We start from the raw sequence: 13011 nt of genomic DNA on the forward strand, positions 1-13011 counted from the left end.
GCAGTACGGCCCTTTCAGGAGACACGAGGGAAGGATGCGGAAAAGCTGTTTTTCACGCGGCCAGCGTGCAAAAAAAGATTCCATGCGTTCCCGGCAGACAGCAAGCCGTGCGGACAGCGGGGCAGGGGAGAGGCCTTTCGCCCCGGGTCAACCGGGATGCGCCTAGACCAGATACAGTTCCGTCCCGGCTTCCTGGAGCATGTGCTGCCAATGGTCCTCCAGCGGGGCGTTGGAGAACACGGCTTCGATGTCGCAGACATTGGCCACCCGGACCATGGCGGAACGGCCGAATTTGGAGTTGTCCGTAGCCAGGAAGACTCGGCGCGAGCATTCGATGATGGTCCGGGCCACGGAGACTTCCCTGTAGTCGAAGTCCAGCATGTTGCCGTCTTGGTCGATGCCGGAAATGCCGATGATGCCGTAATCCACGCGGAATTCCCGGATGAAGTTCTCCGCGCTGGGGCCGATGATGCCGTGATCGTGGTGCCGCACCGTGCCGCCGGCCACCACCACGTCGAAGTTGGGGTTGCGGGCCATGATGGCGGCCACATTGAGGTTGTTGGTCAGCACCCGCAGATTGTTGTGACCCAGCAGGGCATAGGCGACTTCTTCGGTGGTGGTGCCCAGGTTGATGCAGATGGAGGCTCCGTCGGGGATATGCTTGGCCAGCATCTGGGCGATGGCCTTTTTTTCAGGCAGGAACAGCTTTTTCCGCTGCTCGTAAAGGATGTTCTCCGTGCTCAGCGGCATGCCGACACCGCCGTGGAACCGCTGCACCTTGCCTTGTCCGGCCAGGGTATTGATGTCCTTGCGGATGGTCTGCGGGGTCACGGAAAAACACTTGGTGAGCTCATCGATGGTGGCATAGCCACGCGCGTTGAGCATGTGCAGCAGGGCCTGGTGGCGTTCCGATGTCTTGGTCATGGAGCTTCCTGATGGGAATGAGGATGTCGCAATATACTGGAATGACAGGGCCCGCGCAAGTTGCCCCCGGACCTCGGGAAGAAAATGTTTCGTTTTCGAACTTCTATTATCAAAAAACGAAAATTGATTGACGCGGAGCCTGTCTAAGGCTTATGACAAAAACAAGTATATACGCCTGTTTTCCCGGTATCCTGTCGGGATCGGCCCCCGGATCCGGCATCCGGCCCGGCCAGATGGTTTGCTTTGTGAAACAGGTGGCCTGACGGGCACAAGGCCGTCAGGGTGCGGAAAAGGGGCTCCTTATCTCAATCCCAAATCAGCAGAGGTGGATGATGAAACGTATCGTTGCACTGCTTTTGGCCTGCGCCTTTGTCATGGGTGCGCTGGCTGCGCCTGCCATGGCTGCCAAGACCATCGTCATCAAGATCGCCGGCATGAAGCCCGAAGGTGAACCGGAAACCATCGGCATGCACAAGTTCGGCCAGTATCTGAAGGAACTCTCCGGCGGCAAATACGAAGTGCAGGTCTTCCCCAACAGTACCCTGGGCAAGGAAGACGCCTACATCGCCAGCACCCGTAAGGGCATCATCCAGATGTGTGCCACGGGTACCCAGACTTCGGCCCTGCATCCCGCCATGGCCATGCTGGAAACCCCCATGCTGTACGACAGCTATGACCATGCCCGCCGCGCCATGGAAGGCGAGACCTTCAAGCTGATCAATGAAGGCTTCACCGAAAAGTCCGGTCTGCGTACCCTGAACGCCTTCCCTCTGGGCTTCCGTCACTTCTACACCAAGAAGCCCCTGAACAGCGTCAATGATGTGAAGGGCCTGCGCATGCGCGTGCCCAACATCCCCCTGTACACCAACTTTGCCAAGGAATGCGGCATCAGCGGCCAGCCCATGCCCTTCGCCGAAGTGCCCAGCGCTCTTGACCAGGGTGTCATCGACGGCGGCGACAGCCCCCTGTCCGACATCGTTGCTCTGAAGATGTACGAGATCACCCCCCAGATCACCCTGACCGGTCACATCCTGGTGATCCACTCCCTGTACATCAACGAAAAGTTCTACCAGAAGCTGCCGGAACAGGACAAGGCCTGGTTCAACGAAGCCGCCAAGCGCGCTGCTGACGACATCTGGCAGATGGTGGAAGAAGGCGACGCCAAGGCCATCGAGACCATCAAGGCCGCCAAGGGCTCTGTGAATACTCCTTCCAAGGAATTCCACGACTACATGGTGGAAGCGGGCAAGCGCAGCTGGAAGCTGTTCTATGACACCGTTCCCAATGCCAAGGAAATCCTGGAAAGCGCCGCCAGCTACCGCGACGCGAAGTAACATCTGGATATCGGGGGATGCCGCATGGGGCGGCGTCCCCCTTTTTCGACCCTGAACCACGCATGCAGACACCGCAGCAGCGGTTTTTCTTCCGATATGCAGGGGGATACGATGAGCGGCGAAACCAAAACGACGCCCGCGACGGCTCCCGGGCAGCCGGCTGCCGAAACCAGGCACGGTTTGTCTGGCGAACTGCTTTTTGAAATTTTCTGTGCGGTCATCTTTCTGGGGATGATCGGTCTGGTCTTCTATAATGCCTTTTTGCGCTATGTATTTGGCGGAAGTTATCCCCCCAGCGAGGAATGGGCGCGCTTTCTCTTCATCTACATCACCTTTTTCGGTGCCATTGAGGCGTTCTACTGGAAAAAGCACATCGCGGTGGACATGTTTGTGGACATGTTCTCGGGCATGACCCGCAAATGCATAGAGATCCTGGCCATTTTGCTGACCATGGGCGCTCTGGGGCTGCTGCTTGACGGCGGCATCACCTATGTGCTGCAGACCATCGATACCAACTCGGTCGCCACCAACGTCAACATGGCCTTCATCAACAGCACGCTGCCCATCATGGCCTTTACGGCCATCCTTATCTGCCTGCGGGATCTGATCGCCATCGTGCGCCGTCCCGCCAGCAGCTTCGTCAAGGCGACGGAAGAGGAAAAGATCGAGCAGGAAATCAGCAAGGAGTTGTAGGGTATGGAGCTTTTTCTTTTCCTCGGCAGCCTCTTTGCGTTCCTGTTCGTAGGCATCCCCATCTCCATGGTGCTGGTGCTGTGCTCCATCGTGCTCATGTGGCATTCCGGCATGTGGGACAGCATGATCATCCCCTCCACCATGCTGGACGGGGCCAACAACTATCCCCTCATGGCCATCCCCTTCTTCGTCTTTGCCGGCGAGATCATGGCCGAGGGCGGCCTGTCCAAACGCGTGGTGCAGCTGGCCCAGCTCATGATCGGTCGCGTGCGCGGTGGTCTTGGTTATGCCGCCATCATCTCCAGCGTGATCTTTGCCGGTCTGATGGGCAGCTCCGTGGGTGAAGCCGCGGCCCTGGGCGGCCTGTTGTTGCCCATGATGGCCGAAGTGGGCTACAAGCCCGGTCGTGCGGGCGGCGTCATCGCCTCGGGCGCCATCCTTGGCCCCATCATCCCGCCCAGCACCAACTTCATTCTGCTGGGTGCGACCATCAGCGGCCTGTCCATCACCAAACTGTTCATGATCGGCCTGTTCCCGGGCATCTTCATCGGTCTTGCCCTGATGGTGGTCTGGTTCTTCATCGTGCGTATCGATGGTTACAACGAGACCATCACCTTCACGCGCGAAGAAAAGTGGAAGATCATCCGTGATGCCACCCCGGCCTTCATGATGCCCGTGCTGCTGCTGGGCGGTATCCGTTTCGGCGTGTTCACGCCTACGGAAGGCGGTGCCTTCGCGGCCATCTACGCCATCATCGTCTGTGTGGGCTACTACCGGGAACTGAGCTTCCGCGGTCTGCTGCGGGTCAGTGCCCGTGCGGCGCGGACCACCGCTGTGGTCATGCTCATCGTGGCCACGGCCACGGCCGTGGGCTGGTTCATCACCATCGCCCAGATCCCCAACCAGGTGACCGATTTGTTCCGGCCGCTCATCGACAGCCCCGTGCTCCTGCTGTTGGCCATCAACGTTTTCCTGCTCTTGGTGGGCATGGTCATGGACCTGACCCCCAACATCCTGATCTTTGCTCCGGTGTTCTATCCCCTGATCACCCAGGCCGGCATCGACCCGTACTTCTTCGGCCTGCTGTTCATCCTGAACCTGGGCATCGGTGTCATCACCCCGCCCGTGGGCACGGTGCTCTACGTGGTCTGTGGCGTGGGCAACATCAAGATCACCAAGCTGGTGCAGGGCATGCTGCCGTTCCTGGTGACGGAGATCATCATGCTCTTCCTGCTCCTCTTCTTCCCCTCGCTCTCCCTTACGCCGCTCAACTGGCTTATGGGAGGCTAGGTCCACCCGCTTCCCGTCATGCGGGGCCCCTTCGGGGGCCCTTTTTTTATGCCCTGTGGCTTGGGATGGCAGACCGTCAGCCGGGCAGAGGGGATGGCCCCCCGCAGCAGAGAGAACATGAAGGGAATGGCTCCCGGAAGGATGAGCGTAGGGCAGGGAGGCGGCGGGCGCAGGCAAGGGCAGGGCCGCTGCCTTTCCATCAGCCTGACGCTGTCCGGCCTTGAGGAATATCGTACCCTGATGAGGGGACTGGAGGTGGCCCAGTGTTTTCTTTGTTGACCGGCTGTCAGGGAATCCCGTCAGATCCTGTTTGTTGCGGGAGGGGAGCGGAAGAAGGTGGATGGTCATAAAAAAGCATCTCCGGTGGAGATGCTTTTATGTTTTGAGTCTTTGTTACCGGAGGACTCAGGCCGGACGTGACTTCCCCAGCCTGTTCCCCAGCAAAAAGGCCAGCAGCGCCGCGAGGGTCGAGGGCACGATGGCATGGATGCCGTACATGGGGGGCTTGAGGACGCTCAGGGCAAAGAAACAGGCCACGCCCACCAGGATGGAGCTCAGGGCACCGGCCGCATTGGCCTTGCGCCAGTACAGGCCCAGCAGCAGAGGCCAGAGGAAAGTGGCTTCCAGACCGCCGAACGCGAACAGGTTGATCCAGACCAGCAGATCCGGCGGCTCCAGGGCCGCCACGAAGACGACGGCACCGATGGCGGCCGTACAGCCCAGGCTGAAGCGTTTGATGCGCTGCAAGGGCATGCGGCTGCTGTCGCCCTTCAGGATGTACTGTACATAAAGGTCTTTGATTATGGCGGCTGAGGCCAGGAGCAGCATGGAGTCCACCGTGGACATGATGGCCGCCAGAGGCCCGGCAATGAAGACACCGGCCCAGAACGGCGGCAGCAGCTCAAGTATCAGGCTGGGCATGGCCATGTCGCCCACAGCCAGGCCGGGGATGACGGCTCGTCCCAGCGCTCCGGCCAGATGGACGCTCAGCAGCAGGAAGCCGATGATGACCGTGCCCATGATCATGGCGCTGTGCATGGCCCGTGAGTCCTTGTAGCCCATGCAGCGCTGGCTCGTCTGGGGCAGGCCCAGCACGCCCAGGCCCACCAGTACCCAGAACGAGAGGATCATGGGCTGGGGCACGGCATCCCCGGGGCCTGTGGGCGTGATGAGGCCGGGATCGATGGCCTTGAGGCGCAGCATGCAGGCTTCCATGCCGCCGCCGGCCTGGACCACCGCCAGCAGCACCACCACGGAGGCCACGGTCATGACGATGCCCTGCATGGCATCGGTAAGGACCACGGCGCGGAAGCCGCCCAGCGCGGTATAGGCGATGACCGTGATGCCGAAAAGCGCCAGCCCGACTTCATAAGGGTAGCCGGTGATGGCCTGGAACAGACGGGCCCCGCCGATGAACTGGGCCGTCATGGCCGCCACGAAGAAGACCAGAAGGGCCAGGGAGCAGAGGATGGCTACCGCGTCGCTGCCGTAACGGACGCGCAGGTAGTCGGTGATGGTCACGGCCTTCATGGCCCGGGCTTCCATGGCGAAGCGTTTGCCCAGGACCCCGATGGTCAGGAAGACGGTGGGCATCTGGATCATGGCCAGCAGGACCCAGCTCAGACCCACGGTATAGGCCACACCCGGTCCGCCGATGAAACTGCTGGCGCTGGTATAGCTGGCCACCACGGTCATGGCCAGCACAAAGCCGCCCATGGAGCGGCTGCCCAGAAAGTATTCCTCAAGGAAGCCCGACGCGTTCTCGTGCTTGCGGGAAAGTTTTCCGGCCCACAGGGCCACCACAAAGGACAGCGCCAGATACAGGACGATGGGGAGCAGCGTGGAGGAAGCGGCAGTCATGGACGTTCCTCCTGACCGGGATGATGCTCGTGGGAAGAGGGAACTTCCGGCGCCTGCGACGCATCGTCATCGTCAAGGGGCATGTCCTTGAAGAAAAAGCGTACCAGTCCCCAGACGAGCAGGCAGGCCACAGGGTAGCCCAGCACGCAACTGTAGAAGAACCAGTCCGGCATGCCCAGCGTATAACCGTAGTTGTCCGGGGAGTCGCTCCCCAGTCCGTAGGCTGTCAGATACCACCAGAGAAAATACAGGGCATAGGCGGCCAGGGCAAACAGGGCTTCCCGGTTCGCCTGAAGGAAACGCTTGTCGTTTTTGCGGGCCATGGATACTCCGGGGCTGAAAGGGACGGGACGGCCACTGCTCCCGTCAGTATGACAGAGTGTGCGGCCGTAGTCGAGCAGGCAGCCACGAAGGAAAAGCATCCCGCCGGGATAGGGGAATAACGGGCAGTTGCTGCCTTCTGTTCCGCAAGTATCGTGCATGCCGCGGCAGACGTTTCCGCTTTGACCTGAAGGATCGTCATGCGTAGGCTGGCGGGAACACGTCGTACGGAGAGCGAAGACCATGAACATGCTTGCCACCATCGATCTGGGCGGGACCCACTGCCGTTTTGCCCGCTTTGCTGTCACGGCCCACGGGCTGGCTCTGGAGGCTGTGGAAACGTGCCCCACAGCTCGTCTGCAGGACGGTAGTGCTGTCTTGGCACAGTGGGAAAGCTGCCTGCATACCCCATTGTCTCAGGTCGCCGCGCTGGTCATGGGCGTTGCCGGGCCTGTGCAGGATGGTCTGCGCGCCCGTCTGAGCAACGCCCCTTTGCGGATTGATCTGAACGCCGTCATGCCGCAGTTCGGTCTGCGTCGCGCCCGCGTGGTCAATGATTTCGTCTGCGAGGCCTGCTCCTGCCTGACCCGGGTGGGGGAGCGGTCCCGGCATCTGCTGGGACCGGTCGACATCCCTTGTCCGTCGCATCGCTCTTCCGGGGGGGCGCTTGCGCCTGTGGCCGTACTGGGGGCCGGTACGGGGCTGGGCTCCGGCTGGCTGGTCCCGCAGATGGATAACGGACTGCTGCGCTGGTCGCCCCTGCCGTCAGAGGCGGGGCATCAGGTCTTTGCCTTTTTGGGGCGGGAGGAAGAGGAGTTCGCGGCTTTTGCCCGTAAACGGCTGGAGCGGCCGCTGCTGCGCCCTGACGATGTGGTCACGGGGCGAGGGCTGGCCGTGCTGCATCAGTTCCTGACAGGCCGGGAGCTGACGCCTGCCGCTGCCGCGGCCGAAGGGCTGGCGGAGGATCAGCCGACCCTGCGCTGGTATGCCCGCTTTCTGGGGCGGACCTGTGCGCACTGGGGGCTGTCCACGTTGTGCTACAGTGGTCTGTTCCTCACCGGCGGCATGGTGTTGCGCAATCCTGCCGTCACGGAACATCCGGCTTTTGCGGAAGGTTTTTTCATGGCTCCGGAGCTGGGGGTGCTGGAGCGCATCCCTGTCCGCCGTTATGCGGACGCGCACAGCGGACTGTGGGGCGCGGCCTGGCTGGGGGCAGGCCTGGCCGGTCTGCCGGCAGGGAGATAGCCGGATCTTCCATAATAGAGACTTCGGCATCCCGGCGAGGAAAAGCCGGAGCAAAAACGAGAAGACGCAGATCCAGGGACCTGCGTCTTTTCATTTTGTGCGGGACCGTCGTGGGCCTTGTAACAAGAGAATCCGGCAGGCGTGCCTGCCGGATAGAGGAGGGATCAGGAGGTTGCGGGGAGGCCTCCGGCCTGGTGTGGGACGGAAGGGGGGAGAGGAGCCTTTCCTGCCATCTCACCAGATGGATATTTTTTATTTAACGATCGTTTGAATGTCAATAGGGAGAGAAAGCCTTTTACGCGGGAAGAGCAACCAAAATATCCCTACTGTACTGAGAAAGATGGGCGGAGGATGTCTCTATTTTTAATCGATTGATTGACTAAAATAATGGAGAGCGTTACGGTCCGGAATAGGAGGAAGAGTATGGACGATATGCCGGAGGACAAAAGGCGCAGCAAAGGGGAAGCGACCCGTATGGCCTTGCTGGAAGCGGCCCTGGTCCTGTTTGGGGAACGCGGCTTCGAGGGGACGAGCACTCGCGACATCGCCGGGCTGGCCGGTTGCAATCAGGGGCTCATATCTTTTCATTTCGGCGGCAAGGAAGGCCTGTACGACGCGGCCCGCACCGTTATCTTCGATAATCTGGGCAGCATCGTGCGCCCCATGACGCACCGCCTGGAGGAGGCTCTGTCTGCGGAGACGGATGCCGCAACGCTGTGCGGCATATTGCAGGCAGAGATCACGTCGATCCTAACCTCATTCATACGGAAACAGCATCACCAGTCCTGGTTCCTGCTGCTGCGGCGTTCGCTGCATGTGGGCGACGAAAAAACGCGGGAGCTGCATTCGGCTCTGTTCCTGCCCCTGCTGGACGTCATCGGTCGCATACTGGCAAAGGCCGGTCCCGCAGAAGACAGCGCCCTGAAAGCCTTCCTGCTGGTGGATATGGCGTTCAGCATCCTGCGGGATTACCCCATGTTTGCCGCCATTTCCCCTGCGCGTGATGCGGAGGCGGATGCCCGGGATCTGGTCGGGATGCTCTTCCGGGGGATCCTGTCCCGCTGAAGGAGGGAAAGATGATGCGTCGTTTCTTGTTGCCGACGGTACTGGGGCTGGTGGCTGCGGGGATCGCGGTCATGGCCTTGTCCGGTCTGCTGGACGTGGGCGGAGAAAACTCCTTTATCCAGGGAGAGATGGACGGGACGCGGATAGATGTCGCGGCCAAATTCTCGGCCCGGGTGGCCGCAACTCCGGGACGGGACGGGGCGCCTGTGCGGCAGGGCGATCTGCTGCTGCGCCTGGACGGGACGGAGATGGAGGCCCGTGTGCTCCAGACCCGCCAGGAGCTGGAGCGGGCGCGGGCCCAGCTGGAAAAGGCTCTCAACGGGACACGCGAGAAAGAGATACGCCGCCTGCACCAGCAGCATCAGGAGGCTGTGGCGGCGCTGGCCCTGGCGGAAAAGACCCATGCCCGCTGCCGTGTCCTGCATGCGCAGCAGGCCGTCTCCACCCAGCGCTATGACGAAGCGGTCAATGCCCTGACCCAGGCCCGGGCCCGTGAACGTGCCATGAAGGCCGCTCTGGAAGAAGCCGTCACCGGTTCGCGGCAGGAGGACATCGCTGCGGCCAGGGCCGCCACCCAGGCGCTGGAAGCGCGCCTGCAGGAGGTGGAGAGCATGGCGCGGGACGTGGAGCTGCGCTCGCCCGTGGACGGAGAGATCAGCAAGGTCCTTGTGGATGTGGGAGAGCTGGTGGCGCCGGGTTATCCCCTGGTGACGCTCATCGAGCTGGATGACCTGTGGATGGCGATCCAGGTCCGCGAGGACCAGTTGCAGGATATCCGCATGGGCAGGCTGCTGGTGGGGCAGATCCCCGCGCTGTCCGGCAAAAAGGTGATCTTTCGGGTCGACTACATGGCACCGTTGGGCAATTACGCCACCTGGCGGGCCACCAACAATTCGGATTCCTTCGATCTGAAGACCTTTGAAGTCCGGGGCCGCCCCGTGAAGCCGGTCCCCGGTCTGCGGCCGGGCATGAGCGTCATTTTTGCCTGGCCTTTCGATCCCGTCATGGAGGATGGTCGCTGATGGGCTCATTCTGGGCCGCTGCTCTGGCGCAAGTCCGCTCCTGGCCACGGGACAGGCTCTTCCTCTGGCTGCTGCTCATAGCGCCCCTGTCCGGCATGGTCATCCTTGACGGGCTGTTGCGGATGGCCTGCTCCGCCGCTTGCCCGTGGCCGCGCGCTGCCGCAGATAGCTGATGTAGGTGCCCCCGTGCCGCCAGAGCACATAGGCGTGGATGGGGAAGATATTGAGGAAGAAGATCCAGCAGGTGTAGCTGACGCCGTTGCCGCTGGCGCGGGCGCCGTAGCCGTCGGCCAGCGTATAGCCCGCGATGACCAGGGACGTGCGCAGACAGATGAGGATGTCCGCGGCGCGGGCGCCCTTGTGGACGTGCTCCAGCGTCAGGGTCAGGGTGCCGAGACAGAGCAGGAGGACGCCGCCCCAGCCGGTGAGGCTGCTGTGGTTGCCGAGCAGCAGCAGGGCCAGGGCCGTGATCATGGGGGCACAGCCGCGCATGATGGTGTACCCCATGGAGAGGTCCACCTTGTCATAGGCCTGCGAGATACAGATGTAGTATGTCAGGTGGAAACAACAGGAAAGCGCCAGCAGCCCCCAGGATTCCGGCGCCGGTGCGGGCAGGAAGGGCAGGATGAGCAGGGCTCCCAGCCCGCCGCCCAGGGCGTTCATGGAAGATTCGAAAAGTTTGTTGGAGCCGCCCTTGACGATGCTGTTCCAGGTGGCATGCAGCAGGGCTGCGGCCAGCACAAGAAGCAGGACATGTCCGTCCATTGTTACGACCTCGCGTCAATGATGTGACGAGTAGGTTACACGAAGTCGCACAGAAGGCAAGCAGGGAAAAGCATTGGATTTTTGGCCGCACGAAAAGGAAATTGCGTTTCGTGCGGCCAAAAGATGCGGCTGTTTACCAGCCCCGGCAGCGCTCAAGGCGGCCGCTGATCCGGCCGTCATGCAGGACGGTATAGCTGTCGAAGCAGGCGGCGGTGGCGCAGGCGTGGATGGGCAGGATGCGCAGGCGGCTGCCCGCAGGCAGGGCGGGGCAGGAGGGCCCGCTGACGATGCCGTGTTCCTGATTGGTCTCCGTGACGCGCAGACCGGGGATCAGGTTCCCGGCCTCGTCGCAGACGAGCCCGTAGCCGAACTCCTCCCGCTTCCAGGGCAGGCCCGTATCACGGGAAAGGGCCATCCAGCCCGCGTCGATGATCAGGGCGCTGCCGTCGCTTTGACGGCCGATGACCGTGGTCAGCACGGACAGGGCCAGATCCTCGGGGCGGCAGACGCCCAGACCGGCCATGACGAGATCCTGGAAAACATACACACCGGCCCGGACTTCCGTGATGCCGGAGAAATCTTCGCCGAAAAAGGCCGTGGGCGTGGAGCCGACGCTGACCACAGGGCAGGGGAAACCGGCTTCCCGCAGCAGGCGGGCCGCCGTATTGGCCGCGGCGCATTCCTGCACGGCCAGGGCGGCGATGGCTTCCGTGGTGGGCAGGTCATAGGCGGAGCCCGCATGGGTCAGGACGCCGCGGACTTCCTGTCCGCCATCCCGCAGCAGGGCGGCGATGGCCGTCAGACGGGGATCGTCGGGGCGCAGACCGGCCCGGTGCCCGTCGCAATCTATCTCCAGCAGCACGGCCAGACGGCAGTCACGCTGCCGGGCAAAATTCACCAGCAGCCGGGCGCTTTCCTCATTGTCCAGCACCACGCTCAGGTCTATGCCGCGCCGGCGCAGTTCGACCACACGCTCCAGTTTGTTGGGAGCGATACCGACGGCGTAACAGATGTCGCGCACACCGCCTGCGGCAAAATATTCGGCTTCCGCCAGTGTGGAGACCGTGGCCGGGCCGGTGGGGCTTTCCATGCAGCGGCGGGCGATCTCGATATTCTTGCAGGTCTTGAGATGGGGCCGCAGGGAGACGCCGCGCTCGTGCAGGCGGCGGGCCAGCCGGTCCATATTGGCCTGCAGCTTTTCGTCTTCCAGCAGCAGGCAGGGCGTGGTCAGCGCAGCAAGTGTGGTCATCTGTTCCTCCTTGTCGGGAACCGTTACAGAGGTGTGGTGGCAGTGAACGTCTCCGGCGGCAGGTCCTGTTCCCACTGATGGAGCAGGCGGGCGGCCAGGGCCGGGTCGTCGGTGGTGCAGGCCAGTTCCTTGATGACAGGGGCCTGGCGGTTCTCTATCTGGTGCGCATAGCAGCGGTCATAATAATGGAGCACCGCGCGGGCGGCGTCGGCGTAATTGCCCTCATCTATCCACAGCCTGCAGCGCTGGGTCAGTTCACTGCCCAGACGGCGCTGCAGGCGTTCCAGCGCTGCCAGCAGCCCTTCCCGCATGTCCAGGCCGCCGTAATCTCGGACAAGATGGGCGACACGCTCCTCGTCCGGCAGGAAGACGCGGACCAGCGGGCTGCGTCCCAGCTGGGCGAAGAATTCCTCGCACATGGTCACATGGCCGATATGGCGGCTTTCGTCCTCGAGCCAGACGGGGCGGTCGGGATCACAGCGCCGCCACTGTTCGTAGAGCTGGTTCTCGAACCATTCGTTGCCGGGCTGGTCTTCGGCCTGTCCCAGAGCGCCGAAGGCAGAGCCCTTGTGGTGGGCAAGACCTTCCAGGTCGATGACCTGCGAACCGAGGCGCTGCAGTTCCAGCAGAATGTCGGTCTTGCCGCAGCCCGTGTAGCCGCCCAGCACAAGGATGGGCCGGGGGCGCGCCAGCTCGCTGCGTACGAAAGTCCGGTAACTTTTGTAGCCGCCTTCCAGCCTGTGCACGGTAAAGCCGCCCGTTTCCAGCAGCCAGCGCATGCTGTCGCTGCGCATGCCGCCCCGCCAGCAGTGGAGCAGGACTTCGCGTTTGCCGCCGCACAGGTGGCGGGCACGGGCCAGCAGGGCGGCCAGATGACCGCCCACCAGCTCCAGGGCCAGGTGGACAGCCCCTTCGCGGCCGCTGCGGGCATGGGCCGTACCGACCTTTGCCCGTTCTTCGTCGGTGAACAGGGGCAGATTGAGGGCACCGGGGATATGGGCAAAGGCGAACTCGCCGGGAGAGCGGACATCCAGCAGCGGGAGGCCCTGGTCCCGCATGGCCAGAAATGTGGCAACGTCCTGAACTGGGGGCATGACGATCCTCTAAAAAAGTAAAAAAGTCTGTTATGGGTACGCCAAAGCCGGGACGCTGTAAACCGTGTCCCTTCCCGCAGATCTTGCACGAAGCCTTGACAGCGTACAGGGCGCAGCATAGCGTGGATTGCCCTGAACTTTTTTCATTT

Annotated in this window: 12 protein-coding genes; 6 read left to right on the top strand and 6 right to left on the bottom strand. The window is 62.3% G+C overall.

Translation table 11 applies throughout. The features are described from left to right. Nucleotides 1-162 precede the first annotated feature (162 nt). Nucleotides 163-924, bottom strand: a complete 762-nt coding sequence (locus tag DESPIG_RS03640; protein WP_006005179.1) for a DeoR/GlpR family DNA-binding transcription regulator — start codon at nt 922-924, stop codon at nt 163-165. 332 nt (nt 925-1256) lie between these two features. Between DESPIG_RS03640 and DESPIG_RS03645 the strand changes: the two genes are divergently transcribed. From DESPIG_RS03645 to DESPIG_RS03655, 3 genes are all read left to right on the top strand, one after another. Next, nucleotides 1257-2258: a TRAP transporter substrate-binding protein gene (locus DESPIG_RS03645; protein ID WP_040369349.1), complete on the top strand. Its 1002-nt coding sequence runs from the start codon at nt 1257-1259 to the stop codon at nt 2256-2258. 180 nt (nt 2259-2438) lie between these two features. Next, on the top strand, nt 2439-2951 hold the full coding sequence (locus tag DESPIG_RS03650; protein ID WP_246118363.1) for a TRAP transporter small permease: 513 nt from the start codon (nt 2439-2441) through the stop codon (nt 2949-2951). Nucleotides 2952-2954: 3 nt separating this feature from the next. After that, a complete protein-coding gene (locus tag DESPIG_RS03655) occupies nt 2955-4241 on the top strand; it encodes a TRAP transporter large permease (RefSeq protein ID WP_006005185.1) in 1287 nt (428 codons plus the stop codon). A gap of 405 nt (nt 4242-4646) precedes the next feature. Here the strand turns inward: DESPIG_RS03655 and panF are convergent, their stop codons facing one another. Further along, the gene (gene panF, locus DESPIG_RS03665) at nt 4647-6101 is read right to left on the bottom strand and encodes a sodium/pantothenate symporter (RefSeq protein ID WP_006005189.1); all 1455 of its coding nucleotides are present in this window, start codon (nt 6099-6101) and stop codon (nt 4647-4649) included. After that, nucleotides 6098-6424, bottom strand: a complete 327-nt coding sequence (locus DESPIG_RS03670; RefSeq protein ID WP_006005191.1) for a YhdT family protein — start codon at nt 6422-6424, stop codon at nt 6098-6100. Before DESPIG_RS03670 ends, panF begins: the two co-directional genes overlap by 4 nt. Nucleotides 6425-6665: 241 nt before the next feature. Between DESPIG_RS03670 and DESPIG_RS03675 the strand changes: the two genes are divergently transcribed. The 3 genes from DESPIG_RS03675 (at nt 6666) to DESPIG_RS03685 (ending at nt 9754) form a co-directional block, all read left to right on the top strand. Further along, nucleotides 6666-7667: a glucokinase gene (locus DESPIG_RS03675; protein WP_006005192.1), complete on the top strand. Its 1002-nt coding sequence runs from the start codon at nt 6666-6668 to the stop codon at nt 7665-7667. 423 nt (nt 7668-8090) lie between these two features. Beyond that, complete coding sequence (locus DESPIG_RS12735; protein ID WP_050760257.1) at nt 8091-8732, top strand: TetR/AcrR family transcriptional regulator; 642 nt, start codon at nt 8091-8093, stop codon at nt 8730-8732. 11 nt (nt 8733-8743) lie between these two features. Then, nucleotides 8744-9754 carry an HlyD family secretion protein gene (locus DESPIG_RS03685; protein ID WP_006005196.1) on the top strand — a complete coding sequence of 337 codons (1011 nt, stop codon included), beginning with the start codon at nt 8744-8746 and terminating at the stop codon, nt 9752-9754. 99 nt (nt 9755-9853) lie between these two features. Here the strand turns inward: DESPIG_RS03685 and DESPIG_RS03690 are convergent, their stop codons facing one another. The 3 genes from DESPIG_RS03690 to mnmH form a co-directional block, all read right to left on the bottom strand. Then, nucleotides 9854-10519: a hypothetical protein gene (locus tag DESPIG_RS03690; RefSeq protein ID WP_006005198.1), complete on the bottom strand. Its 666-nt coding sequence runs from the start codon at nt 10517-10519 to the stop codon at nt 9854-9856. A gap of 133 nt (nt 10520-10652) precedes the next feature. Then, nucleotides 10653-11768, bottom strand: a complete 1116-nt coding sequence (locus tag DESPIG_RS03695) for an alanine racemase (RefSeq protein ID WP_006005200.1) — start codon at nt 11766-11768, stop codon at nt 10653-10655. Nucleotides 11769-11791: 23 nt separating this feature from the next. Next, nucleotides 11792-12862: a tRNA 2-selenouridine(34) synthase MnmH gene (gene mnmH / locus DESPIG_RS03700; protein WP_006005202.1), complete on the bottom strand. Its 1071-nt coding sequence runs from the start codon at nt 12860-12862 to the stop codon at nt 11792-11794. Between the last annotated feature and the right edge of the window lie 149 nt (nt 12863-13011).

It is taken from the genome of Desulfovibrio piger ATCC 29098, from assembly GCF_000156375.1.
GTDB classification, from domain to species: domain Bacteria; phylum Desulfobacterota; class Desulfovibrionia; order Desulfovibrionales; family Desulfovibrionaceae; genus Desulfovibrio; species Desulfovibrio piger.

Bases quoted from the DNA above. Each gene is read 5' to 3' on its own strand.
- DESPIG_RS03640 (WP_006005179.1), bottom strand. From the start codon at position 924: ATGACCAAGACATCGGAACGCCACCAGGCCCTGCTGCACATGCTCAAC.
- DESPIG_RS03645 (WP_040369349.1), top strand. From the start codon at position 1,257: ATGAAACGTATCGTTGCACTGCTTTTGGCCTGCGCCTTTGTCATGGGT.
- DESPIG_RS03655 (WP_006005185.1), top strand. From the start codon at position 2,955: ATGGAGCTTTTTCTTTTCCTCGGCAGCCTCTTTGCGTTCCTGTTCGTA.
- panF (WP_006005189.1), bottom strand. From the start codon at position 6,101: ATGACTGCCGCTTCCTCCACGCTGCTCCCCATCGTCCTGTATCTGGCG.
- DESPIG_RS03670 (WP_006005191.1), bottom strand. From the start codon at position 6,424: ATGGCCCGCAAAAACGACAAGCGTTTCCTTCAGGCGAACCGGGAAGCC.
- DESPIG_RS03675 (WP_006005192.1), top strand. From the start codon at position 6,666: ATGAACATGCTTGCCACCATCGATCTGGGCGGGACCCACTGCCGTTTT.
- DESPIG_RS12735 (WP_050760257.1), top strand. From the start codon at position 8,091: ATGGACGATATGCCGGAGGACAAAAGGCGCAGCAAAGGGGAAGCGACC.
- DESPIG_RS03685 (WP_006005196.1), top strand. From the start codon at position 8,744: ATGATGCGTCGTTTCTTGTTGCCGACGGTACTGGGGCTGGTGGCTGCG.
- DESPIG_RS03690 (WP_006005198.1), bottom strand. From the start codon at position 10,519: ATGGACGGACATGTCCTGCTTCTTGTGCTGGCCGCAGCCCTGCTGCAT.
- DESPIG_RS03695 (WP_006005200.1), bottom strand. From the start codon at position 11,768: ATGACCACACTTGCTGCGCTGACCACGCCCTGCCTGCTGCTGGAAGAC.
- mnmH (WP_006005202.1), bottom strand. From the start codon at position 12,862: ATGCCCCCAGTTCAGGACGTTGCCACATTTCTGGCCATGCGGGACCAG.